We start from the raw sequence: 24,422 nt of genomic DNA on the forward strand, positions 1-24,422 counted from the left end.
ACCGGATCCGCGAGGGAGAGGGGTGTGCCTGTGACAGGGCCACTGGCAACTACGCCATGCACGCTGCCGCTGGTCGAGGTGCGCGTCACCGAGTTCAACCTCGCCTGCCTGCCGGCGACCGGAGCCGTGTTCGACCGCCTGCTCGCCCTGCATCCCGCACAGGTGGTGGTCGACCTGTCTGGGTGCCGGCACATCGACGCCGCTGCCATCGGCCTCCTGCTCGATGTGCACCGGCGGTTGGCCCGTGCCGACGCGGTCCTCACCGTCCGCGATCCGAACCCGCGCATCCGGCGCATCCTGCACGCCGCCCGCCTGGACCAGATCCTGCCGGTCGTCGACACCGCCCCATCGTCGCTGCCCGGCACCCCGCCGGGCATGCAGGCACCCACCCGCACCCAGCCGACGCTGGTCGCTCATGGTCGCGCCTCGGTAAAAGTCGCTCACTGACGACCGCCCAGCGGGCTTCCCTGCCCACCATCGGGCGCAACGGCTGTCAGCGCAGGAAACGTCGCGCTCGAGAGCCGGGCCTCCGCATCAGCTCTGCACGATCGCCGTGTCCCACCCCATCGGTGGACATGGCCCCAGGAAGGACCAGCAGAATGACCGTTGTCCCGGACGACCACCTGATGACCCTGATCTGCGACACCTGCGGCGACACCGTCACGGCCACCGCGTGTGTGCTCCCCGATGCCGAGGTCGTCTGGACCCTGGTGTCCGAACAGGGATGGAGCGGTTCCCCCTTCGCTACCGGCCCGCACCGCTGCCCACACTGCAGCCTCCTGCCGCTCCCTGGTGGCGGCAACGCGTCGTGCGGCGACCACGGTCCTGGCGGGATCCTCGGCATCGACCACCTCGACGACGTGACCGTTGTCGCCGCCGGCGGTGACGTCGATCTCGACACCGGGGACACCCTGCGCACCGCCCTGCGGCACGCAGCCGACATGGGCGGGCACGTCGTGGTCGACCTGAGCCGAGTACACCTCATCGACTCCACCGGCCTCGGTCACCTCGTCCGCGCCCACCGCGAAGCCCGAGATCGTGGGGCCACACTCTGTCTGGCCGCGCCGTCGCGGTTCATCCGCACCGTCCTGCACACGATGCGCCTGGACGGAGCCTTCCCCATTTTCGACAGCCGCGAAGACGCCCTCGCCCAACTGTCCAACGGGTCGGTGTCGGAACGGCCAACCGCCACCGCCGCCACGCGTTATTGATCGAATCTCGAGAACCGGCCCTCAGTTGTCGTAGCACTCGTACTTGAAGGAGATCCGAGGGAGCCCATGAGCATCGTTGGTCTCGTCACCACGCTCCTCGTCGGCGTCGCTGTCGGCCTGCTCGGCAGGCTCGTCGTCCCAGGACGCCAGGAGACCCCGATCTGGCTGACCGTGTCCGTCGGGGTAGTCGCCGCGCTGGCGGGCAGCATCGTCGCCCGTCTCGCGGGTGTCGATACCAGCACCCTCAACCTCATGACACTGGTCGTCCAGGCCGGCCTCGCCGGCATCGGCGTCGTACTCGTCGTGGCCACCGCCAGGCCCGACCCATCCGATTCCGCCTGAACCGGAGACGACGCAGCACCAGCACCAGAAGGCCGGCCCCAAGCGCGGTCAGGCCGGTTTCCGCTCACGTTCATGAGTCCCATCCGATCGGGTTCCTGACCGGCCTGAGGACGTCACTGGCTCGCCGTCCGCTATCCCGCCCGGCCTCGTCACACTGAAGGAGCTGACCATGTACATGCCATGGCCGTTGCCCGATGAGAACTGGTTCGCCGACACCTCGCGCCAGCCCGAGCCGGACCACGAGGACCGGAGACTGGAGGCGCTGGTCGCACAGCGGTTGAGCATCGACTGGACCACGCGGCGCCAGCAGATCACCGTCGCCGTGCAGAACCGAGTCGTCATCCTCGCCGGCGTGGTGAGTGACGCGAACGCGCGGCAGGTCGCGGCGGACCTCGCCTACGACGTGCCGGGCATCTTCGACATCTGCAACACACTGCGGCTCAGCGGCCCGCGGCGTAGCCACCGGTGACTCCGGCAGGATGACACGCTCCCGTTCTCAGGGGCGGTGACAGGCTGACGGTCGTCGTTTGGCTACCGTAGTAGCCGGTGTGCCGGGAAGACTGGTCGGCGACTTCGTCACCGACCCCACCGGAGGACCACGATGAGCCGCCCACCGGCGAACCACACGCCACTCCTGCTCAGCCGCAGGAGTTGGCCTGAGGTACGCCGGATCGGAGACATTCTCCGGACCGAAACGGTCGGTGGGGTGCTGCTGCTGGTCGCCGCCGTGCTTGCTCTCGCCTGGGCGAACTCTCCCTGGTCCGACGGGTACCGCTCACTCGCCGACGTCACCGTTGGCCCCGAGACGCTGCATCTGGACCTCTCATTGGCGCAGTGGGCCGCCGATGGCCTGCTAGCGATCTTCTTCTTCGTCGCCGGGCTGGAACTCAAGCGCGAGTTCGTCGCCGGTGATCTACGCGAGCCCCGCCGGGCGATGCTGCCCGTCGCCGCCGCACTCGGCGGAATGACGCTGCCGGCGCTGATCTACGTGGCGTTCAACGTCGGGGCCGGCAACGGGGCGTTGACCGGATGGGCCATCCCGACCGCCACGGACATCGCGTTCGCCCTCGCCGTGCTCGGCGTGATCAACACCAGCCTGCCCTCGGCGATGCGCACGTTCCTGCTCACCCTCGCGGTGGTCGACGACCTGCTGGCCATTGTGATCATCGCGGTCTTCTACACCAGCTCCCTGCACTTCGGGCCGCTGCTGCTCGCGCTGGCCCCGATGGCGCTGTTCGCTCTACTTGTTCAGCGCCGGGTGAGGTCCTGGTGGCTGCTGCTGCCGCTGGCCGCCACGACGTGGGCGCTGGTGCACGCCTCCGGGGTGCACGCCACCGTCGCCGGGGTCGCGCTGGCCTTCACCGTGCCGGTGCTACGCCGCAAGCCGGGACCTGGCCCTGGCCTGGCGGAGCACTTCGAACACCGCATCCGGCCCCTGTCCGCCGGGGTCGCGGTACCGGTGTTCGCGTTCTTCGCCGCCGGAGTCTCGGTAGCCGGGGCGGGCGGCCTCGGCGCAACCCTGACCGACTCGGTCGCCCTGGGCGTGATGGTGGGGTTGGTGGTGGGTAAGGCGGCCGGCGTTCTCGGTGCCACCTGGCTCGTGCAGCGGTTCACCCGGGCCCGGCTCGCGGAAGGGCTCGCCTGGTGGGACATGGTGGGGTTGGCGCTGCTGGCCGGGGTCGGTTTCACCGTGTCGCTGCTGATCGGCGAGCTGGCGTTCGGCGCCGGCACCGAACGCGACGACCACTCCAAGATCGGTGTTCTGCTCGGGTCCCTGCTGTCAGCGCTGCTGGCAACCGTCGTTCTACGCGCTCGTAACCGGCATTACCAGGGAGTCTGCGCCTTGGAGGAGCGTGACAGCGACGCCGACGGGGTGCCAGACGTCTACGAGGAGCAGCCGACCAGGACGACGCCGTCCTGATCTGGCGCTCCTGGGCTATGGCGGCCAGCCGAGCAGTCGAGCGCCGAGTACGGCTGTTTGCAGGGTGAAGCGTTGGGTCGGCTCGCCGGGGTGGTAGCCGGTCAGATCCCGGATGCGGTCGAGTCGATAGGTGATCGCCCGGACGGACAGGTGCATCTGCCGAGCGGTCGCGGTGTGGTTGCCCTGGTTGTCGAAGAGCACGGTCAGGGTCTCCAGGTACGGCTCGGCACCGCCGCGCGCCGTCGTCAGTGGCCCGAGGACCGTGGTCACCAGGTCGATGATGGCGTCGCGGTCACGCAGCAGCACGGGGAACACCAGCAGGTCGGCGGCATTGAGGACGGGCGTGGTGAAGCCGAGCCTGACGGCGTAGTCGAGGGTGTGGCGGGCCTCGTCGAGGGACGTGGCCAGGCCCTGGATCCCGGGTTGGGTGCGACCGACGGCAATCTGCCAGTTGCCCGCACCGAGTTCGGTGAGGAGCAGGTGGGCGAGTTCGGCCGCGATGCCGCGTAGTCCGCCGGCGCTGATGCAGACCACGTCGCCGTCGCGAAGGGTGGTGAGGGTGTTGCCTTCGCCGAACCTGGAGGCCAGCGCGGCGTCGACGCGGTGGGTAATGCGGGGAGTCAGGCCGGCCGCACGGGCGATGAGGACGGTGTGGGTGGCCGACAGGCGGATGCCGTATCGGTGTGCGCGCTCGGCCAGACCGCCCGGGTCGGCGCGGCCGGTGAGCAGGTCGTTGACGAACGCGGCACGTTCGTCGTCGTGGCGATCCAGCTCGGCGCGGTTCTGCCGGTTATACCCGTCCACGGCGTCGGTGAGCAGGACACGGGCGGCGTCCAGGAGCGTCTCGGCGCGGGAATGCACTGCGACGGCGGTGTCCGTCGGCGCGACCGGGGTGGCGCTCCAGTGGGCAGTGGTGGCATCCAGCAGGCCGGTAACAAGCTCGCGCAGCGTCAGCCCCTCATCCGCTGCGCGGGCACCCAGGTTGACCGCTGCCTGACGTCGGGCACTGGCCGGGAGGCACAGCAGATCCTGGCAGTCGCCTGCCAGCCAGTTGTCGTCGCTCATGGGCTGTTCCTTGTCGGCGTGCTGGTGGCCGCCGGTGAACGCCGGCCACCAGCCTCAGGTTTACACACCGATGTCGCGGCGGTCGAACACGAGGACTCCGGCGGTCGTGGTTGCCGCACCGAGGAGCACGAGGGTGAGCAGCTCGGCCGGGTGCCAGCCGGTGTGCAGCGGGTCCGTGCCGATGAAGTAGTGAAACGGTGAGAGCCAGCGCACCCAGTGCCACCCGTCGAGCATGCCGCCGATGGCGTTGGCCATGTAGGTGGCCACGGCAAGGCCGCCGGTGGTCGCGAGGACGGCAGCGCGTTTTCCGGTGGTGGCGCCGACGAGGAAGGCGATGCCGGCGAACGTCCACACCAGGGCGACCAGGCCGGCGGACGCGGCGGCGACGTTGGACAGGGGGATGTCCATGCCGATCCAGGGAACAATGATCATCAGCAGTATCCCCGGGATGGCGGCGATCCCGGTGAGCGCGCTGCCCGCGGCGGCCACCCGTTGCCAGGCGAAAGTGGCTCGCGAGACCGGGTTGGCCAGCATCAGCTCCATGCCACCGTCCTCCTCCGGCCGAGCGATCGTGCGGGCGGTCAGCGTGATGGCGCACATCAGGACCAGCAGTGGGCCGACCAGGCTGAAGATGGTCGCCTGCAGATAGCCGGCGGGCGACAGCATGTCGGCGATGCCGAGGAAGTCCAGCATGCCCTGGGGCAGCGCGTCCTGCTTCAGCTCCGCGGCTCCCTGGAACTGGCTGTAGAACGAGGTGTAGATGGCGGTGAAAGCGGCGACGCCACCGGCCCACCCGATCAATGCCAGGCGGTCGTCACGCCAGGTCTTACGCACCAGCGCGGGAAGCATCGCCGGCTCCTTCCCCGTGGTAGTAGAACGACAGGAACGTCTCTTCGAGGTCGGGTTCGGCAGACAACATGTCCACCACCTCATGTCGTGCCGCCGCCTTGATCAGCGGGTCGATGCGGCCGTCGACGGTGCATTTCAGCACCGGGCCGGACACCACCACGTCACTGACTCCGGGCAGGACACTGAACTCCGCCGGGTCCACCGGGTCATCGAAGTGAATCTCGACGGCGCGGACCGCCCGCTTCCCCAGTGACTCAACCCGCTCGACCGCGGCCAACTGCCCATCGCGGACGATGGCCACCCGGTCGGCCACCTGCTGCACCTCGGCCAGGACATGAGAGGACATGAAGACGGTCTGCCCAGCACCACTGGCGTCGCGGACCATGGCCAGGAACTCCTGCTGCATGAGTGGATCCAGCCCACTTGTCGGCTCATCCAGGACCAGCACCGCCGGCCGGTGCATGAACGCCTGCACCAACCCGACCTTCTGCTTGTTGCCCTTACTCATCGTCCGTACCGAGCGCGAGAGGTCCAGGTCGAGCCGCTCCGCGAACTCGGTCACCTGCGACCAGGCCACGTCGCCGCGTGCTACGGCGAAGAAGCGCAGGAGATCTTCCGCCTTGTCCCGCCCGGGAAACACGAGCTCGCCGGGCAGATAGCCGATCTGACGGTGCAGTGCGGCCTTGTCCTTGCGTGGGTCGAGCCCGAGCACAGTCGCGTGTCCACGAGTGGGGCGCAGAAAGTCCAACAGCAGGCGGATCGTGGTTGTCTTCCCGGCTCCGTTCGGTCCCAGGAATCCCACCACCTCCCCGGCGCGAACCTCCAGGTTGAGCCCTTCGATGCCGCGGCGCTGACCATAGAACTTGGTCAGGTCCTCGGTGAGTAGGGCGACGTCGCTTGTCATGCCGACATCGTCGCGGGCTTTCCTTGCCGGCATCCAGGTCAGCATCCGGCCGACATAACGCTGAGGCGGTTGCCGAACATCGGAAGGTCTTGGCCCGAACGCCAGCCCGGGCGGCGTACGCGCCGCGACCGCCGGGAGTACTCTCACGTCAGGTGCGCCGGGAAGTCTGGTCGGCAGTCATGTCGTGCTGCGGCTCTGGAGGCTCCGATGAGCGTTTCTGCCCTGCGTACCGAAAATCTTTCCAAGCGTTATGGGCGGCTACTTGCCCTCGATGGCCTCAGCCTCGACGTCGCGGCGGGCGAGGTGTTCGGTTTTCTCGGCCCCAACGGCGCCGGGAAGTCAACGACGATCCGGCTGCTGCTCGGCCTTGCCCGACCCACCTCCGGACGGGCGTGGATCTTCGACACCGACGCCGCCGACGTTGCCGCCGCCCACCGCAGGCTCGCCTACGTGCCCGCGGATGTGGCGCTGTGGCCACGGATGACCGGCGCCGAGGTGCTGGACCTGCTCGCCCGCATCGGCCCCGGCACGGACACCGCCTACCGCGACGAGCTCATCCAACGATTCGCGCTGGACGTGTCCAAACCGGCCGGCACCTACTCGACGGGCAACCGGCAGAAGGTTGCTCTGATCGCGGCGTTCGCCACCCGGGCACCGCTGCTGGTGCTGGACGAGCCGACCAGCGGCCTGGACCCGCTCATGGAACTGCAGTTCCGGCAGGCAGTAGGGGTTGCCCGCGACAACGGGCAGACGGTGTTCCTCAGCTCCCACCAACTCGCCGAGGTCGAGGCCGTCTGCGACCGCGTCGGCATCCTGCGGGCAGGTGAACTGGTGGAAGTGGCATCTGTCGCGCAGCTGCGCCAATTGCACCACACCGAAGTGACCGCAACGTTCACCGGCACACCACCGAACCTCGCCGGCATCCCCGGCGTCGACGACGTACACGAAGACGCTGCGACGTCTGTGCGGTTCACCCTGAGCGGCTCCCCCGCCGCGGCGCTGCGCGCCCTGGCCGACGCTGACGTGGCGACGATAGTCGTCCGCGAGCAGAGCCTGGAGGAGATCTTCCTCGCCTACTACGGGCAGAACGCCCGATGATCGCGACCACGACGGCGCCAGCCCGCCCGCAGCGTGTGCTCAGAGGGCTCGCGGTGCGCCAGGTGCGCCGTGGTGCCCTGGTCGTGACCGCTGTCTGCGCGGGGATGTCCGCGCTGGTGGCCGTCGGCTACCACAGCGAGGCGCTGGATCCGGCCGCCTTGGCGGCGCTGGCCCGCAACCCCGCGATCCGCACACTGTTCGGTGAGCCCGTCGCGCTCGACCAGGCGGGCGGATTCACGGTGTGGCGCACGGGCACCGTCCTGGCCGTCCTGCTCGGTGTGTGGGCGATGCTGAGCGCTACTCGGATCACCCGTGGTGAGGAGGACGCTGGCCGGTGGGGTCTGTTGCTGTCCGGCCGCATCACCCTCGCCGAGGCGGTCCGCCAGCATCTCGGTGTGCTGGCCGTCGTTCCGATCCTCGTTGGGGTGGCGACGGCGGTGGCGATGATCGCTGCAGGCGTGGGCGAAACCGGTTCGTTGTTGCACGGCAGCGCCCTCGCTGCCGTCGGGCTCTTCTTCGTCGCCGTCGGGGGCGTCACCGCGCAGCTGTTCGTCAGCCGGTCGGCTGCCAACGGTGTCGCGGCCACCGTCCTGGTCGTCGGGCTCCTCATGCGGATGGTCGGTGACGGTGTACCAGCGCTGGCCTGGCTCCGGTGGCTGTCGCCGTTCGGGCTGTTGGCGCTGACCCGCCCGTTCGACACTAATCGCGGGTTGCCGGTGTCGGTGCTGGCGTTCGCCGCGAGCCGACCGGCGCGTACCGCCCTGCTCGGTTCGGTGGTCGCCTTCGCAGTACGGCGCACCATGCGACCGCTGGCCGCCTGGTCGGCCGGGATCGGCGCGTACTTCCTGCTCCTTGGCCTGATCGCCCGGTCCATGACCGAATTCCTGACCGGCAACCCCGAGTTCGCGACCATGGCGGCCCAGGCTGGTTTTCCGGCGCTCGGCACGGTCGAGGGCTACGCGGCGACCCTGTACGCGCTGCTGGCCGTTCCGGTCGGGGTGTTCGTCGCCGTGCGGCTCGCCGCCACCGCCGCGGACGAGAACGCCCGGCGTCTCACCCTGCTGCTGGCCGCACCGGTGACCCGGGCACGGCTGTTGGCCGCCGAAGCGGCCGTCGCTGGCTGCGCCGCGCTGGCCCTGATCACGGTCGCGGGCATCGCCATGTGGGCCGGCACGGCCACTGTCCATGCCGGCCTCGCGCCCGGCGACGCGCTCGCCGGCGCCTGGAACGTCGTACCGGTCGTGCTGCTGTGTCTGGGAGCTGCCGTCCTGGCGCTCGGATGGGCGCCGCGCACCGTCGCAGCGATCGGCGCTCTTCCGGCCGCCGGCGGGTTCCTGTGGCAGGTCCTTGCCGACAGCGTCGACGCGCCCTCCTGGATCCGTGCGCTGTCCCCGTTCGCACACCTGGCCGCGGTGCCGGCCACCGCACCGGCATGGCCACCAGCGTTGGTGATGGCCGGCATCTCCGCAGCAGGAGTGGTCGCCGGCGCGATCGGCTACCGCCGGCGCGACCTGAGTGCCTGACCAGCCCCATCACAAACACGGTCGGGGGTGTGGCGCACTCAGACGTCGGGTCATCCACCTGCAGACCGCCGGCTCGGTGGCGTCTCAGAGCACGCGAGTCGTCGTGCGAGCCGTGACCGTGCCGTCCTCCCCCGCCATGGTGGCGCTCGCGCTTGACGTCGGCCTCGGTGGCAATGTCATCGCCGTCAGCGCCACCCGCTCCGCTACTTCGCGTTTGCCTGACCGTCCTCGGCCTCACCGTCGATATCCGGCGCGGCAACCGCCGCAGGGTCGCCGGCAGGCCGACGCGGGACCGCTATCCGCCGACGCACCCGGCGCAGCGCGTCGTGCCAGTTGGGCGTGTCGCGGGTGTCGTCAAAGGCCTGAGCGATCACGACGTCGGTCGAGGAGTGCGCCAGGATCGAGATGACGATCGTGAGCGCGACCAGGTGGAAGATCTCGTCCGCTGCGGCGATGCCGGACTCGACTACCAGCAGGCCGTAGACCACCGAGGCGAAGCCCTTGGGCCCGAACCACATGGCGGCCGCCTGCTCCCGCAGGCTCAGCCCGGAGCGCAGGAACGAGATCCACAGTGCGATCGGGCGGGCGACCACGATGGCCAGAACGGCGAAGACCCAACCGGTCCAGGAGATGTCACCGAGGAACTCCACCGAGATCAAGGCACCGAACACCAGCAGCGCCCCCAGCTTGAGCAATTCGGCGATGTTCTCCCCGAAGTGCTCGAACGCCGCACGTTCCCTGGGTCCGAAGGACGCCACCGTGATACCGGCAGCGAAGGCGGCAAGGAACAAATTGCCGTGGGTAGCCTTGCCGAGCGCCAGCACCAGCAGCCCGATCGCGACCCCGTTCAGCGGCGCGTACGCCGCCGAGGCAGCGAAGAAGCGGGTTCGCTCCAGCGCGAGCGCCGCCAGCGGCACCAGCACCCCGATCGCCAGGCCGACCGCCAGTTCAGTGGTCAACTCACCCAGGTGCAGGTTGTCGGAGCCGGCCGCGACCGCGAGCAGCACCACCACGAACGGCAGCGCGAGTCCGTCGTTCACCCCGGACTCGACGTTGAGGAGGTGCCGCAGCCGCGCGGGCACCTTGTCGTTGCCGACCAACGCGGCCGCGAACACCGGATCCGTGGGCGCCAGGATCGCCCCGATGAGGAGGGCCTCCGCCCAGCCCAACCCGGCCACATAGTGCGCCAGCACTGCGGTCACCAGCAGCGTCAGCGGCAGACCCCAGCCCAACGCCCGGCCGGGCAGCCGCCACGCGCTGCGCAGGTCCGCCCAGCCCACGCGCATCCCGTCGCTGAACAGCACCGCGAACAGGGCCAATTCGGCCAGTTGAGCCACGATCGGCGAGTCGGCCTGCAGGTGCAACACCCCGGTGGTGTCCTCACCGAGGGCGAAGCCGGCGACCAGGAACAGCGCCGCCGTGGACAGGATCGTCCGGTGCGCGAGCGCCGACACGAGCACGGCGACGAGCAGGACAGCGGCGAAGCAGAGGAGCAGCACAGGAAACCTCCGGGACGCAGGGTTCAACACGGTGCCGACCAGACTTCCCGGCGCTCCACAGACCTCGCAGATCATAACGGCCCGCCGACGGTGCCGTTCTCGGCGTGCGGGAACGCAACGGCGGTGGCCGGGACGCTCGGCGGCCTCACCGACGGCGGCGATCAGGCCCAGCACGACAACGGCATCCATCGAGACCCGAGGCGGTGGCCGTCCCGCCGGGTCAACCGTCCGGACCGCACCACCCTTCCGGCTGGGCTTGCCCCGCACCAGGGCGTTTCCCCAGATTCCGCCGCAGGCGGCTGCCTATGGTTGAACCGACGCAAGGGATATCAAGCGGCTGTTGCCGCCGAGGATGGGCATGCGGTATGGAGCGGTTGCTGGAGGCTGTCTGGGACACGAGCAGCGTGAGTGGTCGCCTCGTGACCAGCGTCGTGTTGATCGTGCTGGCCGTTGTCCTCGCCGGGGTCGCTGGTCGCCTGGCCACCCTGCGGGTCGCAGGCACCAGCAACCGCTACTACCTGCGAAAGGCCGTGCACTACCTGACCGTCGTGGTATTGCTGTTCGCACTGGCGCTGCTGTGGCAGCCGTTCGCCGGCCGGATCGGCGTGGTCGTCGGCCTGCTCGCCGCCGGTCTCGCGCTGGCCATGCAGGAGGTCATCGGCGCGTTCGCCGGATGGATCAGCATCCTCACCGGGCGGCAGTACCGCGTCGGTGACCGCATCCAGATGTGTGGGGTACGTGGTGACGTCCTGGACATCACCCCACTACGCACCCGCATCCTGGAAAGCGGCTCCTCCTCCGACCCGGAATCCTGGATCCGCGGACGCCAGTACACCGGACGGGTGGTATCCCTGTCGAACCACCTCGTCTTCACCACCCCGGTGTACAACAGCAGCACCGTGCTGGACCACCTGTGGGAAGAGCTGACGCTACCCATCCCCTACGAAGCGGACTGGCACCTCGCCGAACGCATCCTCTGCGAGGAGGCGCAGACCATCTCCTCAACCGTCGAGGCGCGACACGCCATCGAACAGATGCGCCGCCGCTACCCAGTCGCCGAGGCAGAGGTCGACCCGCGCGTGTTCGTCCGCGCCACCTCAAACTGGGTCGAACTGTCGGCACGATTCGTCGTGCCCGTACGCGCCGCCCGACAGGTCAAGGACCAAGTCACCCGACGAGTACTGGACCGCTTCGCGGAAAACGCCATCAAGGTGGCATCGGTGACACAAAGCATCACCATCCACCCACCGCAACCGCTGGAAACCGTCAGCGTTCCGACCAACGGCCGTTGACGGTCTCCTTGTGCCTTGCCGGGCATGGAATATGAGCTCGACAAACGACCCGCAGCTGTGGCGATCACCGACCACGGCAACATGCACGGCGCGAACGACGGTGGCGGATCTGGGCCATCTGGCCGATGGCGCCGGGAGGTTGAGGGCAGCCGGTCCGATGGTCGTCATCAGACCGGCCCGCCCTCACCAGCGGCCACCGGCATGTGCTGTGGCCGGGGAGCCCACCGTCAACGGTGTCCGTTGGAGCCGACTGTCACCGCTCCAAGGGTCGTAGCCGGTTGTTGACGTCGTGCACACCCGCAGTGTTCCAGGCGCGCGCGTGGGCCTCCCTACTCACGTCGGCACACGTGACCACGCCGTCCAGGATGACCACGCGGTTCTGCACTTCGATGCAGATGCGTTCGTGACGTAAGCGGGGATGGCGCTGCATGCTCTCCAGCAGCCGGCAGGCCAGCCGGGCATCCTCAGAGGCCGGCTGGACCTGGATCAACGATGGAAGATCCTCGGGCAGAAACCAGGGGACGTAGGTCATGACGTTCCCTCACAGATGATTCGGCGTTTCGGCGGGTCGTGTCCGGCCGCCGAAACACCGGCCGGTCGGGGGACAGCCGAAACTCAGCGTCGGGTCGGGGGCACCGGGTACGGCGCCGCAACCCCACGCGGGCTAAAGAACGGCGCGTAGCCGTAATACCAGTACACGTCCTGGTAGTAGCCGGTTTCCTCGACGACCTCCGGGTCGTACGTTGGGGCCTGCTCGATCTTCTCCCGAGTCAGGTCGACCCGCACGGTGTCGTCGGTGACGTCACTGACCGCCTCGACGGGGAGGAACGTCGCGGTCGCGCCGATGCCGAGGATCCCCCCGTGCTCGACGCGCAGGAACCGCACCTTGTGCTCCTCGCGATCGATCAGCAGGTCATCGACCTTGCCCAGGTCGTCACCGTCGACGTCGAGGACGCGTCGACCGCGCACGTCGTGCTCGGCATCCGCGATCGTCTGCCCGGAGTCACTGAGCTTGACCAGAATCGCCGTCGTGTCGTGTGGCATGAGCTGCTCCTTCCGTAGCGTCTGATTCTTATTCGCTACCCAAGGAGCGGCCGGGACTAGACGACGAAACGATGACGCTTCCGGCCCGTTTTCGTGACGGCTCACCGTGCCCGTTCGTGACGGGACGTCGAGCGACTGGCGGAGACGACGAGGGGCCCCGCCGAACCGGCGGGGCCCCTCGAGTCATGCGGTTCAGGAAAGCGTGTTGGGATACTCCGGGTTGGCCTTCAGCCACTCCTCGACGGCCTTCTCCTCGTCGCCCTTATGGGTGTTGAACATCAGGTCCTCCAGGGACGCGAGCTGCTCACCGTCCATCTTGAACTTCTTCAGCATCGCGGTGACCTCGGGGAAGTCCTTGCCGAAGCCGGTGCGGGCGAGTGTGTTGATCTGCTCGGCCTGGCCGAGGGTGCCCTTGGGGTCGGTGAGGTCCTTCAGGTCGTACTTGGCGTAGGCCCAGTGCGGGTGCCAGAGGGTGACAACGATCGGCTTCTTGTCGGCGATCGCGCCGTCCAAGGCGGCCAGCATCGCCGGCGTGGAGGAGGTCTTCAGCTTCAGCTTGCCGTCCAGGCCGTACTCGGGGATGACCTTCTCCTGGGTGGCCTTGGTCAGGCCTGCACCCGGCTCGATCCCGATGATTTCCCCGTCGAAGCTGCCGGCCTTGCCGGCCAGGTCAGCCAGCGAGTTGACGCCCTCGACGTATTTCGGCACGGCGATGCTCAGGCTGGCGTCGTCGTACCAGACGCCGAGCTTCTCCAGCTTGTCGCCGTACTTCTCCAGGTAGGAGGCGTGCGTCTGGGGTAGCCAGCTGTCCAGGAACAGGTCGATGTCGCCGTTGGCGAGACCGCCGTAGACGAGACCGGCCTCCAGGTTCTTGAGTTCGACCTCGTAGCCCTTGTCCTGCAGGATGTCCTGCCACAGGTGGGAGGCCGCGATCGCCTCGTCCCAGGCCATGTAACCAATGGTGATCTTCTTGCCGTTGTCGGACGCGTCGTCCTGCTCGCCGCAGGCGGCAGCACCACCGAGAGCCAGGGTGGCGGTCACCGTGAGCGCGAGGGCGCGCTTCAGTGTCGTGAACAAAAGGGTTGTCCTCCTCTTTCGGGTATGCCGGCGGACCCCGCGTACGCGGGAAAGGGGATTGCCGGCGGAGAGCGACGGTCAGGCGGCCTGCCGCGCGAGGCGTTGCGCCCGGGCGGACGGGAAACGGTCGCCCGCCGAGTCGGTGAGGCGGTCGAGGACCACGGCGAGGATCACGACCGCGATCCCGCCTTCGAAGCCGCTGCCCACCTCGACCTGAGACAACGCGAACATGATCACGTCGCCGAGGCCGCCGGCGCCCACCATGCCGGCGATCACCACCATGGACAGGGCCAGCATGATGACCTGATTGACGCCGGTCATGATCGTGGGCAGTGCCAGCGGCAGCTTGGTCCGCAGCAGCACCATCCACGGCGGCGCACCGAAGGACTCGGCGGCCTGGACGATTTCCTTGTCGACCTGGCGCAGACCCAACTCGGTCAGGCGTACGCCGGGCGGCATGCTGAAGACCAGGGTGGCCAGCACGCCCGGCACGGTGCCGATGCCGAAGAAGAAGATCGCCGGAATGAGGTAGACGAACGCGGGCATGGTCTGCATCAGGTCCAGCACCGGCCGGGCCACCGCGGAGGCCCGCTTGTTCTCGGCGACGAGCACACCCAGCGGGATAGCCATCAGCAACGCCAGAGTGCTGGCGACGAGCACCTGCGCGAGCGTGCTCATGGTCTCCTCCCAGTACGGCATTCCGGCCACCAGGCCGAGGCCCAGCGCGGTACCGAGGGCGAACTTCCACCCGCGCAGCCACCAGCCGAGCCCGGCGAGCACCAGCACGACCACCACCGCCGGTACGCCGGTGAGCAGGTCGTTGAGCGGTCGCACCAACGCCTCGACCACGGCGGCGACACCGTCGAAGAACGGGCCGAGGGTGGCGGTGGCCCAGTCGACGGCGGACTCGGTCCAGGCGCCCAGCGGCACCCGGGGCAGCCAACTGTCCAGCGGCGACTGCGTCCGGCTCATGCCGGCTCTCCCTTCGTTCCGACCAGTTCCACCTGGTCCTGGCCCTGCGTCGGCTCGTCCGGGGTCGCGGCGGCCAGCGCACTGAGCAGCGTGATCCGGGGAATCACCCCGATCAGCCGGTCACGCTCGTCGAGAACAGCCACCGGGTGCTGACTCTCCGCGCAGTCGGCGAAGAGGTCGGCCACCGAGGTGTCCGCGGTGACAGTGCGGACCCGCTCGGTCGACACGTAACCGTCGAGGTGGGGACGACCCTCGCGGAGCGCCCGCAACACCTCGTCCTCGGTGACCGTGCCGAGGAACCGCTTCATCGGACCGGTCACGTAGACCACCGAGGTTTGGCTTTCCCGCAACGCCTTGGCGGCGACCCGCGGACCGGCGTTGACGTCGAGCACCTGCTGGGGCTTCTCCATCACCGACGCGGCGGTGAGGATCCGGGTCCGGTCGACGTCGGCGACGAACTGCGCCACGTAGTCGTTGGCCGGGTCGGTCAGGATCTCCTCGGCGGTGCCGATCTGCACGATCCGACCGTCCCGCATCACCGCGATCCGGTCGCCGAGCCGCATGGCCTCGTTCAGGTCGTGCGTGATGAAGATGATCGTCTTGCCCAGTTCGGCCTGAAGCTCCAGGAGCTGGTCCTGAATCTCCCGGCGGATCAGCGGGTCCAGCGCCGAAAACGCCTCGTCCATCAGCAGAATCTCGGTGCCGGCCGCGAGCGCGCGGGCCAACCCGACCCGCTGCCGCATGCCGCCGGAAAGGTCGTGCGGCAGATTGTCCGCCCACTCCGTCAGGCCCACCATGCGCAGCGCGTCCATGGCCCGCTCACGCCGCTCGGCCTTGGGTAGCCCGGCGACCTCCAGCGCGTACCCGGCGTTCTCCAGCACCGTCCGATGCGGCATGAGCGCGAAGTGCTGGAACACCATGCTGATCTTCTCGCGGCGCAGCTTGCGCAGCGCCGCCGGCCTGAGCGTGGTCAACTCGACCCCATCGACCCGCACGCTTCCCCTGGTGGGCTGCAGCAGGCCGTTGAGCATCCGGATCAGGGTCGACTTTCCGGAACCGGAGAGGCCCATGACGACGAAGATCTCGCCGGGGCGCACCTCGAAGTTCGCATCGATCACCGCGGCCGTGGCCGGCAGCCCGGCGAGCGCCTCGGTGCGGGGCTTGCCGTCCGCCAGGCGTCGTACCGCTTCGTCAGCCCGGCTGCCGAAAATCTTGTAGAGCGACTGCACTATGAGCGCGGACACGATCCCCCTCTCGACGGAAACCGGCTGGCGTATCGCATCACCGGCGCCATCTTCGCGTCTCTTCATCGATATCAACATCGATCACATTCCGCGGGTCACATAGGCCCGGCGGCGAAACCTACCGATGCTCTCGCCACAAATCCAGTTGGCACCGCAGGGTTGTGGATATGCACACAAAAATTCGCGAGTACCGGTGCCAGACTGGCCGTCCGGCGGATGTTGCGCAACCCATCGCCCACATCGGTCAGACCAGGCAGGATTGATGCAGCCTGCGCCGATCGTCCCGCTGGATCGCCTCCCACCAGCGAGTCGACGCCGACCGGGGAGCAGTTCCAGAATGTGTTGGGGTTGATAGAGAACTGTCATACAACTGTCATATTCCATCGTGGCTCGATCGCGTAATCTCATCTGCGGTGCAGTGCCGCAGCTTCCGATTGCGGCCCGGTTCGGGGACACCGTCCCCATTCAGCCGACACCCAAAATCGTCGAGACAAGCGATCAGGCAGGCGTGGGGTCACGTGATCGGTGCGCCCTCTCACCACGGTCTCCCTCAGCGACTCACCGAGGCGTCGGTATTCTTGGTTGGGCACTGCCGACACCATTGCCGGTCAGCTGAGGGGGGAACCATGCTCGATCAGATCGACCTCGCTCGCCTGCGGGACGTGCTCGACGGACCGTGGGCCAAGGTGCGCAATGCGCACCGGGAGCACCTCGACGAGCGCTTCCTCCCGGTGTACGGCGAGACCGGTGACCAGGCACGGGAGCGGATCACCCGGTTGCTCACCGAACTCCCCGCCGAGCTGGGTATGGCGTCGGCCTTCCCCACCGAGTACGGCGGCAGCTCCGACGTCGGCGGCTCGATCATCGCCAGCGAGATGCTGGCGCAGGTCGACCTGTCACTGATGGTCAAGGCCGGAGTGCAGTGGGGCCTGTTCGGCGGCGCGGTCGCGGCCCTCGGCACCCGCCGCCACCACGACGCGTACCTCCGGGACATCGTCTCCGGCACCATCTTCGGCTGCTTCGCCATGACCGAGACCGGGCACGGCTCCGACGTCCAGCAGCTGCGCACCACCTGCACGTACGACCCGCAGACGCAGACCTTCGACCTGCACACCCCGCACGAGGCGGCCCGCAAGGACTACATCGGCAACGCCGCCCGGGACGGGCGGATGGCGGTGGTCTTCGCGCAGCTGGTCACGAACGGCCGGCGGCACGGCGTACACGCGTGGTTGGTGCCGATCCGCGACGCGCAGGGCAACCCCCTGCCTGGCGTGCGCATCGGCGACGCCGGGCCCAAGGCCGGCCTGCTCGGCGTGGACAACGGGCGGCTCACCTTCGACCACGTACAGGTGCCGAGGGACATGCTGCTGGACCGCTACGGTCAGGTCGCACCGGACGGGACGTACTCCAGCCCGATCGAGAACGACTCCCGACGCTTCTTCACCATGCTCGGCACCCTGGTCCGCGGCCGGGTGAGCGTCGGCGGCGCCGCGTCGGCGGCCACCAAGTCGGCGCTGACGATCGCGGTGCGCTACGGCGACATCCGCCGCCAGTTCGGCACCCCCGACGTCGGCCGGGAGGTGCTGCTCAACGACTACCTGGCCCACCAGCGCAAGCTGCTGCCCGCCCTGGCCACCGCGTACGCGCTGCACTTCGCCCAGACCGAGCTGGTCGCCACGCTCAGTGAGGTGCAGGGCGGCGACGGGCCGGTCGACGAACACCAGCAGCGGGAGTTGGAGTCCCGGGCCGCCGGTCTCAAGGCCGCGCAGACCTGGCATGCGACCCGCACCATCCAGATGTGCCGTGAGGCGTGCGGCGGTGCCGGCTACCTGGCCGAGAACCGGCTACCCAGCCTCAAGGCCGACACCGACGTCTTCACCACGTTCGAGGGCGACAACACGGTGCTGTTGCAGCTGGTGGCCAAGGGACTGCTCACCGGCTACCGGGACGAGTTCGGCTCGCTGGACGGCTGGGGGCGTGCCTCGTTCGTCGCCGAGCAGGTCCGCGAGATGGTGCTCGAACGCACCGCCGCGCGGTCGCTCATCGAGCGGCTGATCAGCGCCGTACCCGGTCGCGACGACGAAGTCGCCGTCACCGACCGAGGCTGGCAGCTGAAGGTTTTCGAGGACCGCGAGAGGCACCTCCTCGACGGCGCGGTCCGCCGCCTGCGCAACGGCGCGGCCACCAAGAAGGACCGCCCCTTCGACATCTTCAACGACGTCCAGGACCATGTCCTGACCGTCGCCGCCGCGCACATCGACCGGATCACCCTGGAGGCGTTCGTCGCGGGCATCGAAGACACCGCCGATCCGGCGGTCCGGGCGCTGCTCTCCCGGGTCTGTGACCTGTACGCGCTCAGCGTCATCGAGGCGAACAAGGGCTGGTTCCTGGAGCACGGCCGGCTGACGCCGGCGCGGGCCAAGTCCATCACGGGCGTGGTCAATGCACTGCTCAAGGAGCTACGCCCGCACCTACGAACGCTCGTGGACGGTTTCGCCATCCCGGACGCCTGGCTGCACTGCGCGATCCTGACCGAGGAACCCGGCCGGCAGGACACGATGGCCGCTCATGACGCCGGTGATCGACGGGTAGTACCAGCGTAGGCGGAAGGCTCGGGAGTCTTCAGGGCCAGATGACTTCCCTGCGGTGAGGTGACGCCCGCTGCGATCGACGTGCTGGGTGATCCGCCGGGTGGAGGGCTGGTGGTGGGCCGCTGCCGGGTGGTGGTGACGCCGGACCTGCGCTACGCCCCGACGAATTCCTGTGGCGTTGTGGGAACGAGGTAGCCCACCGCCGCCACCCCCAGCAGGGCCAGCACCACGGAGACCGCCAACAGCCAAACCTCACCCGACGACGTCCCAGCCGGGCGTGCCTCCGGGTCGGCCAGCAGGTCCTCATGCGTCGCCCGGTCGAGCTCCAGCCCTCGCCGGAACCCCCACCGGCCGATCATTCTAGTGCCGCGCCACGGAGCCAGCGCGGGGTCGTACACGTCCAGGCCTCCCGGCGCGCAACCGACGGAGCCGGATGAGCGCGATTGCCGGAGGGTCTCTCGACGGCCCGACATGCCGCGCTGTACGGCATCGGTGAGCCCTTCGGGCGCGGTGACCTCTTCGCCTGTTGCTCCCCATCTGCTTCCCCGACCCCCGGCTCGTGACCGGGCTGCTGCCGCCGGGTTGGGATGGACGGTGCTGCACATCGTTGGGAAACGGATCGTGGCTGCTGGTCCCAGCGGCCTCGGTTCACGCCGACGCCCGGCGTGCCCGACCTGCTGCCACGGCCCCGGCCATCATTGACTGCCCTCACGGACGCCACGCCTTATCAGCGGCAGATCCAGACGCTTCAGATCGTTACGGGGCAGTGCAGGCCGCCCGGTAGATTTGCCCGCATGTCACCGATCCCGACGCAACTGCTACCCGAAACCCGACGTGCGCTGGTCCACCGGCTGGCCACTGGTCAGGTAGCGGGTAGGGCGCCTTCGGTCGTCGCTGCCGTGGTGCGTGACGGTGGTCCTGTGTGGATGGGCGGGTGGGGAACGGTGGACGGCAGGGTGCCGGATGGCAACCTCCAATACCGGATCGGCTCGATCACCAAGACTTTCCTGGCGGTGCTGGTGCTGCGCCTGCGCGACGAGGGGCGACTCGCGCTTACCGACCCGCTGGCCGAGCACCTGCCCGGCACGGCGGTGGGCCATGCCACGGTCGGTGCGCTGCTGGCGCACACCGCCGGGCTGATCGCCGAGGCGCCCGGCCCATGGTGGGAACGAACCCCGGGCACGCTGCGGCCCGACCTGGCCGACGTGCTGGGCGACGATCCGCAGGTGCATCCGGCCGGACAGCGCCACCACTACTCCAACCCCGGCTATGCGCTGCTCGGCGCACTGGTGCAACGGGTTCGGGGTCAGGCGTGGGGCGAGGTGCTACGGCGCGAGGTGCTGGACCCGCTCGCGATGACCCGCACCACCCTGCTGCCGGTCGCGCCGCATGCCACCGGCTGGGCAGTGCATCCCTGGGCCGATGTGCTCCTCGCGGAGCCCGCCGTGGACACCGGTCTGATGGCGCCTGCCGGGCAGCTGTGGTCGACCGCAACGGACCTGGCCAGGTTCGCCGCGTTCCTCATCGACGGCGACGACCGGGTGCTCCATCCCGACACCGTCGCCCAGATGCGCAACCCGGCGAGCCCGCCGGAGGCGACGGACTTTGACAGCGGCTACGGGCTCGGCATGCAGTTGCTGCGCCGCGACGGCCGACTGTTGTCCGGGCACACCGGCTCGATGCCGGGCTTCGTCGCGACCGTGTGGGTCAGCCCCGATGACGCTCTGGGCGCGGTCGTGATGGGTAACGTGACCGCTGGCCTGTCCGCCGGTACTCTCGCCGCTGATCTACTGCAGACGGTCGCCGAGCGGGAGCCGCGGATCCCTGCGCCGTGGCGACCGCTGCCCTCGGTTGACCCACAGCTGCTGGATCTCGCCGGCCCGTGGTATTGGGGGCCGGCCCCTTATGCGCTGCGCCCGCAGGCTGATGGCTTCCTGGAGCTGACACCGCTGTCCGGCGGGCGCGGCACGCGGCTGCGCCCCACCGGCGACGGTGGCTGGGAGGGGATCAACGGCTACTTCGCCGGCGAACGGCTGCGGGTGCACCGCGACGCGGCTGGCGCCGTCAGTCACCTCGATCTTGGCACCTTCATCTTCACCCGGCAGCCCTACGACAGTGCGGCGCCAGTGCCCGGCGGCATCAACCCTGCCGGCTGGCAGGCCGGCTGACCTCACGAACGCGGCAAGGCCTGACCACTCGCACGCAACCGACCGGGGGCCCGGTCCTGCCACGCCCACGCGTACATCCACCCGTCGCCTGGTCCCGGACACGGGAGCGCGTCAATTCACGTACATCCGGAAGAACCGCGCTGTGCTGGCGTCGTCAAGCCTCCCACGGAGTAAGCGATCAGCTGTCCTCTCGCGGTTACTCGGGGTGCTGCTTCGGGGCGCGCAGCGCCTGCCACAGCGTGCGGTAGAAGGCGGGGTGGTGCAGTACCTGGTGTTGAAGCTCGACCGCGTGGGTGTACATGGCGGCTAGCAGCAGCACGCCTGCGACGACCGCTACCGGCTCCGGACGCAGGGCGAGGGTGGCCCGGCTCCGGTGATCAGGGCCAGGACACCGAGCTTGCAGAGGAAGACGCGCTCGTCGGCGCCGGTGGTGCGGGCGCGGGCGAACAGCAGGGTGGGCGCGGGGGTAGGGAGGGACGCGGGCGCGGCGGTGAGCGTCATGGTTCTTCCTCGGTGGCGGGTGTAGGTGGGATCAGCGGCCGCTGAGCAGGACGACGTGGGTTCCGGTCAACGCGGTGCTACGGGCGTGAGCGAGCAGCCCGGCCAGGGCGACCGAGCCGGCGGCGGTGGGCTGGGCTGCGTACTCGGCGAGCAGGTGCCGCGCGGTCAGCAGTTCGTCGTCGGTGGCCGCGTGCACGGCACCGCCGCTGGCTCTGATCGCGTCGAGGGCCTCGGGGCCCTGTAGCGCGTGCCAGTTGACCAGCGGCTGGTTGTGGTCGGTCGTGGTAACGCCGTGCAGCGGCACGTCCCACCCGAGCTGACTCAGCGCCTTGTGTACGGCGATGACGGTGGTGCCGTTGCCCACCGGGATCCACAGCGCCGCCGGCGGTTCGTCCAGCTCGGCGTGCAGGGCGTGGGCGACGGTGCCGTGGCCGGTGAACACCGCGTCGACGTAGGGTCCGTCGACGTTGCCGTCGATGGCGCCGTCGAGGGTTGCCAGTCGCCTGGACTCGTCGACGGCGTCCTCGTAGCTGCCGTCGATCAAATGCACGTTCGCGCCGGCTGCGCGCATGAAGGTGCCGCCGTCGCTCCAGCCGGTGGGCAGCACGACGGTGCAGGGCATGCCGATGGCGCCGCAGGCCATCGCCATCGCGCGTCCGTAGTTGCCGCAGGTGGCGATGACGAACTCGACGACGCAGGAGCGGGGTCGTGGTTGCACCGGGCAGGAGGAGTCGCATGATCGACCCAACCAGGACCTGAGCCACATCGCCGACCCGGGCGGGCGGAGTGGCGAGGGTGATCGAGCGCGACGGGAGGGCGAGGTCTGCGTCCCTACGACTCTCGCGCGCGGTTGCGGCGGTGGTGGACGGTCAGCGCGACCGCGCAGAGCACCGCCACCAGGCCGAACGCCGAGCTGATCCACTGGTTGTCCGCCGCGGTCGACAGCACCACGTTGGCCGCCGCGCTGACGAAGAGCACCAGCCACAGCAGCGGGCGCAGCAGGCCGCCCGGCTTCTTCGGTCCGGCGACCGGGGCCTCGGCGATGCGGTACGGATCGGTCATGACTACCCCCTTAGGCGAACGTTCCTCGACGCCGTCGACGCTAGGCAGGCGGCGCGGCGGGGACGATCCCGTCAGCTCGACGACAGTGGTACAGCAGGCTGTACCTTCCGCGCAGGGCGTTGCCGTGCGGGTTCCGCGGTGGCCTATGTTGGCGAGGGAGGTGGGTCGATGACGTACGTGCGGGGCCGGGTTCGCGCCTCGATCGACGCCCTGGAGCACCTCGCCGGAGGGCTGGGCACCGCCGCGCTGGCGCTGGGCGCGCTGCTCTGGGCGGCGATCGTGGCGGTGACCTGCGTGGGCGGGGTGGGGCTGCTGGCGGCGCCCGGTGCTCTGCGGGCGGTGCGCTCGGTGGCCGACCGCGAGCGGGCCCGGCTGTCCCGCTGGGGTGAGTCGATCCCCACGCCGGGGCCGGTGCCGGCCGGGTTGCGGACGGCGACGCGTGATCCCTTCGTGCGCCGGGAGCTCGGCTGGGTCGCGCTGTACTCGCTCATCGGCCTGGTGACCGGGCTGGTCGGCCTCGCGCTGCCACTGTCTGCCGTGCAGTACGTCACGTTCCCGCTGTGGTACGAGCTGCTCCCTGCCGACGCGGGCGCGCCGGGGATCGTCTGGTGGCGCATCGACGGGTTGTCCGAGGCACTCGCGGTCGGGTTGTTCGGGGTGGGCTGGCTGGCCGCCGCGATCTGGTTCAGCCCGGTCCTGGCCCGTCTCCAGGCGTGGCCGGGCCGGTTGCTGCTGCCTCCGCCGCCGGGTGTCGACCTGTCGCTGCGGGTGGCCGAGCTGACCGCCACCCGCGCTGCGGCGCTGGACGCCCACGCGGTCGAGCTGCGCCGGATCGAGCGTTCGTTGCACGACGGCACCCAGAACCGGTTGGTCGCGGTCAACGTGTTGCTGGGTGCCGCGCGGCGGGCAGCGCGCCGCAACCCGGACCGCGCCGACGAGATCCTCGGGCAGGCGCAGGACGCTGCGGAACAGGCACTCGGCGAGCTTCGTACGGTGGTGCGCGGGATCCTGCCACCCGTGCTGGACGACCGGGGTCTCGCCGGCGCTCTGGCGGGTCTGGCCGGCAGTTGCGTGGTGCCCTGCCGACTTGAGGTGGACGTGGCCGTGCGGTGCGCGGCCTCGGTCGAGGCCACCGCGTACTTCGTGGTGGCCGAGGCGCTGACCAACGTCGTCCGGCACAGCGGTGCGAGCCAGGTGGACGTGGCCGTGCGCCGCGAGCGCGGCCGGCTGCTGGTGTGCATTGAGGACGACGGACACGGCGACGCGGACGAGACACGTGGCTCAGGGCTGACCGGTATCCGCCGGCGGGTCGAGGCGTACGACGGCCTGATGACACTGACGAGCCCGCCGGGCGGGCCGACGAGAATGGACGTGGAGCTGCCATGCGGATCGTGATCGCCGAGGACGACCCGCTGCTGCGTGAAGGGCTGGCTCTGCTGCTGCGGGCGGAGGATCTGGACGTGGTCGCCACGGCCGGTACTCCGGGCGAGTTCCTGGTCGCCGTCGACGAACACGCGCCGGACGTCGCGATCGTGGACGTACGGATGCCACCGACCCACACCGACGAGGGCATCGTGGCTGCGGTGGAGGCCCGGCGGCGCCGCCCCGGCCTCGCGGTGCTGGTCCTGTCGGCGTATGTGGAGCAGGCTTTCGCCACCGACCTGTTCTCGGTCGGCGCCGTCGGGCTCGGTTATCTGTTGAAGGAGCGGGTGGGCCGGGTCGAGGAGTTCCTCGCCGCGCTGCACCGCGTCGCGGACGGCGGCAGCGTGATCGACCCGGAGGTGGTGGCGCAGTTGCTCGCCCGCAACCGCCGGACGGACACGGCGCTGGGCGAGCTGTCGCCGCGTGAGCGTGAGGTGCTGGGGTTGATGGCCGAAGGGCTTGGCAACAGCGCGATCGCCGGGCGACTGTTCGTCACCGACGGCGCGGTGCACAAGCACATCCGCAGCATCTTCTCGAAGCTTCAGCTTCCACCGGACGACCATGCCGACCGCCGGGTCACCGCGGTGCTGCGCTACCTGAACGGTGATCGGAGGTAGCGCCTGCTGTACCTGGCCCT

Annotated in this window: 26 protein-coding genes; 12 read left to right on the forward strand and 14 right to left on the reverse strand. The window is 69.4% G+C overall.

The features are described 5' to 3' along the window. Window positions 1–30 precede the first annotated feature (30 nt). From KBX08_RS01150 to nhaA, 5 genes are all read left to right on the forward strand, one after another. On the forward strand, window positions 31–447 hold the full coding sequence (locus KBX08_RS01150; RefSeq protein ID WP_210780628.1) for an STAS domain-containing protein: 417 nt from the start codon (window positions 31–33) through the stop codon (window positions 445–447). A 152-nt stretch (window positions 448–599) separates the two neighbouring features. Then, the gene (locus KBX08_RS01155; protein ID WP_210780629.1) at window positions 600–1,211 is read left to right on the forward strand and encodes an STAS domain-containing protein; all 612 of its coding nucleotides are present in this window, start codon (window positions 600–602) and stop codon (window positions 1,209–1,211) included. Between the two features lie 66 nt (window positions 1,212–1,277). Then, window positions 1,278–1,553, forward strand: coding sequence for a GlsB/YeaQ/YmgE family stress response membrane protein (locus KBX08_RS01160; RefSeq protein WP_210780630.1), 276 nt, complete (start codon window positions 1,278–1,280; stop codon window positions 1,551–1,553). A gap of 169 nt (window positions 1,554–1,722) precedes the next feature. Continuing rightward, window positions 1,723–2,022: a BON domain-containing protein gene (locus tag KBX08_RS01165; RefSeq protein WP_210780631.1), complete on the forward strand. Its 300-nt coding sequence runs from the start codon at window positions 1,723–1,725 to the stop codon at window positions 2,020–2,022. Window positions 2,023–2,154: 132 nt separating this feature from the next. Further along, the gene (gene nhaA / locus KBX08_RS01170; protein WP_210780632.1) at window positions 2,155–3,474 is read left to right on the forward strand and encodes a Na+/H+ antiporter NhaA; all 1,320 of its coding nucleotides are present in this window, start codon (window positions 2,155–2,157) and stop codon (window positions 3,472–3,474) included. Window positions 3,475–3,489: 15 nt separating this feature from the next. On the opposite strand, the gene KBX08_RS01175 is transcribed toward nhaA, so the two are convergent. From KBX08_RS01175 to KBX08_RS01185, 3 genes are read right to left on the reverse strand one after another with little or no spacing between them, the layout of a single operon-like run. Beyond that, complete coding sequence (locus KBX08_RS01175) at window positions 3,490–4,539, reverse strand: CdaR family transcriptional regulator (protein ID WP_210780633.1); 1,050 nt, start codon at window positions 4,537–4,539, stop codon at window positions 3,490–3,492. 60 nt (window positions 4,540–4,599) lie between these two features. Then, complete coding sequence (locus tag KBX08_RS01180) at window positions 4,600–5,388, reverse strand: ABC transporter permease subunit (RefSeq protein ID WP_210780634.1); 789 nt, start codon at window positions 5,386–5,388, stop codon at window positions 4,600–4,602. Next, a complete protein-coding gene (locus KBX08_RS01185) occupies window positions 5,366–6,337 on the reverse strand; it encodes an ABC transporter ATP-binding protein (protein ID WP_247668662.1) in 972 nt (323 codons plus the stop codon). The genes KBX08_RS01180 and KBX08_RS01185 overlap by 23 nt, the downstream gene beginning before the upstream one ends. A 162-nt stretch (window positions 6,338–6,499) precedes the next feature. Between KBX08_RS01185 and KBX08_RS01190 the strand changes: the two genes are divergently transcribed. After that, complete coding sequence (locus tag KBX08_RS01190; RefSeq protein WP_210780635.1) at window positions 6,500–7,390, forward strand: ABC transporter ATP-binding protein; 891 nt, start codon at window positions 6,500–6,502, stop codon at window positions 7,388–7,390. Then, a complete protein-coding gene (locus tag KBX08_RS01195; protein WP_210780636.1) occupies window positions 7,387–8,913 on the forward strand; it encodes a hypothetical protein in 1,527 nt (508 codons plus the stop codon). Before KBX08_RS01190 ends, KBX08_RS01195 begins: the two co-directional genes overlap by 4 nt. Window positions 8,914–9,116: 203 nt before the next feature. On the opposite strand, the gene KBX08_RS01200 is transcribed toward KBX08_RS01195, so the two are convergent. Then, window positions 9,117–10,412, reverse strand: coding sequence for a sodium:proton antiporter (locus KBX08_RS01200; protein ID WP_238688370.1), 1,296 nt, complete (start codon window positions 10,410–10,412; stop codon window positions 9,117–9,119). A gap of 365 nt (window positions 10,413–10,777) precedes the next feature. On the opposite strand from KBX08_RS01200, the gene KBX08_RS01205 reads away from it, so the two are divergent. Further along, the gene (locus KBX08_RS01205; RefSeq protein ID WP_210780637.1) at window positions 10,778–11,704 is read left to right on the forward strand and encodes a mechanosensitive ion channel family protein; all 927 of its coding nucleotides are present in this window, start codon (window positions 10,778–10,780) and stop codon (window positions 11,702–11,704) included. A gap of 253 nt (window positions 11,705–11,957) precedes the next feature. Here KBX08_RS01205 and KBX08_RS01210 read toward each other — a convergent pair whose 3' ends face one another. The 5 genes from KBX08_RS01210 to KBX08_RS01230 form a co-directional block, all read right to left on the reverse strand. Beyond that, a complete protein-coding gene (locus KBX08_RS01210) occupies window positions 11,958–12,236 on the reverse strand; it encodes a BON domain-containing protein (RefSeq protein ID WP_210780638.1) in 279 nt (92 codons plus the stop codon). Window positions 12,237–12,319: 83 nt separating this feature from the next. Continuing rightward, window positions 12,320–12,748: a PRC-barrel domain-containing protein gene (locus tag KBX08_RS01215; RefSeq protein ID WP_210780639.1), complete on the reverse strand. Its 429-nt coding sequence runs from the start codon at window positions 12,746–12,748 to the stop codon at window positions 12,320–12,322. A 192-nt stretch (window positions 12,749–12,940) separates the two neighbouring features. Further along, window positions 12,941–13,825, reverse strand: a complete 885-nt coding sequence (locus tag KBX08_RS01220; RefSeq protein ID WP_210780640.1) for a glycine betaine ABC transporter substrate-binding protein — start codon at window positions 13,823–13,825, stop codon at window positions 12,941–12,943. A 78-nt stretch (window positions 13,826–13,903) separates the two neighbouring features. Then, window positions 13,904–14,797 (reverse strand): proline/glycine betaine ABC transporter permease, encoded by an 894-nt coding sequence (locus KBX08_RS01225; RefSeq protein ID WP_210780641.1) that lies wholly within the window; start codon window positions 14,795–14,797, stop codon window positions 13,904–13,906. Then, a complete protein-coding gene (locus KBX08_RS01230) occupies window positions 14,794–16,044 on the reverse strand; it encodes a glycine betaine/L-proline ABC transporter ATP-binding protein (protein WP_374101924.1) in 1,251 nt (416 codons plus the stop codon). The genes KBX08_RS01225 and KBX08_RS01230 overlap by 4 nt, the downstream gene beginning before the upstream one ends. A gap of 623 nt (window positions 16,045–16,667) precedes the next feature. Here KBX08_RS01230 and KBX08_RS01235 point away from each other — a divergent pair. Beyond that, a complete protein-coding gene (locus KBX08_RS01235) occupies window positions 16,668–18,644 on the forward strand; it encodes an acyl-CoA dehydrogenase (protein ID WP_210780643.1) in 1,977 nt (658 codons plus the stop codon). A 140-nt stretch (window positions 18,645–18,784) separates the two neighbouring features. On the opposite strand, the gene KBX08_RS01240 is transcribed toward KBX08_RS01235, so the two are convergent. After that, window positions 18,785–18,991: a hypothetical protein gene (locus KBX08_RS01240; RefSeq protein ID WP_210780644.1), complete on the reverse strand. Its 207-nt coding sequence runs from the start codon at window positions 18,989–18,991 to the stop codon at window positions 18,785–18,787. 306 nt (window positions 18,992–19,297) lie between these two features. Between KBX08_RS01240 and KBX08_RS01245 the strand changes: the two genes are divergently transcribed. Further along, window positions 19,298–20,800, forward strand: coding sequence for a serine hydrolase (locus KBX08_RS01245; protein WP_238688365.1), 1,503 nt, complete (start codon window positions 19,298–19,300; stop codon window positions 20,798–20,800). Window positions 20,801–20,996: 196 nt separating this feature from the next. Here the strand turns inward: KBX08_RS01245 and KBX08_RS34315 are convergent, their stop codons facing one another. The 4 genes from KBX08_RS34315 to KBX08_RS01260 form a co-directional block, all read right to left on the reverse strand. After that, complete coding sequence (locus KBX08_RS34315) at window positions 20,997–21,119, reverse strand: hypothetical protein (protein WP_255750022.1); 123 nt, start codon at window positions 21,117–21,119, stop codon at window positions 20,997–20,999. A 14-nt stretch (window positions 21,120–21,133) separates the two neighbouring features. After that, on the reverse strand, window positions 21,134–21,301 hold the full coding sequence (locus tag KBX08_RS01250) for a hypothetical protein (RefSeq protein ID WP_210780645.1): 168 nt from the start codon (window positions 21,299–21,301) through the stop codon (window positions 21,134–21,136). Between the two features lie 31 nt (window positions 21,302–21,332). Further along, complete coding sequence (locus tag KBX08_RS01255; protein ID WP_210780646.1) at window positions 21,333–22,019, reverse strand: pyridoxal-phosphate dependent enzyme; 687 nt, start codon at window positions 22,017–22,019, stop codon at window positions 21,333–21,335. A 113-nt stretch (window positions 22,020–22,132) separates the two neighbouring features. Next, on the reverse strand, window positions 22,133–22,363 hold the full coding sequence (locus KBX08_RS01260) for a hypothetical protein (protein WP_210780647.1): 231 nt from the start codon (window positions 22,361–22,363) through the stop codon (window positions 22,133–22,135). A gap of 168 nt (window positions 22,364–22,531) precedes the next feature. Here KBX08_RS01260 and KBX08_RS01265 point away from each other — a divergent pair, with 168 nt between their 5' ends. Next, on the forward strand, window positions 22,532–23,758 hold the full coding sequence (locus KBX08_RS01265; protein WP_210780648.1) for a sensor domain-containing protein: 1,227 nt from the start codon (window positions 22,532–22,534) through the stop codon (window positions 23,756–23,758). Further along, window positions 23,746–24,402, forward strand: a complete 657-nt coding sequence (locus tag KBX08_RS01270; protein WP_210780649.1) for a response regulator transcription factor — start codon at window positions 23,746–23,748, stop codon at window positions 24,400–24,402. Before KBX08_RS01265 ends, KBX08_RS01270 begins: the two co-directional genes overlap by 13 nt. The last annotated feature ends 20 nt before the right edge of the window (window positions 24,403–24,422 follow it).

Origin of the sequence: Micromonospora sp. H61 (assembly GCF_018070325.1) — a bacterium.
In the GTDB taxonomy this organism is placed as follows: domain Bacteria; phylum Actinomycetota; class Actinomycetes; order Mycobacteriales; family Micromonosporaceae; genus Micromonospora; species Micromonospora salmantinae.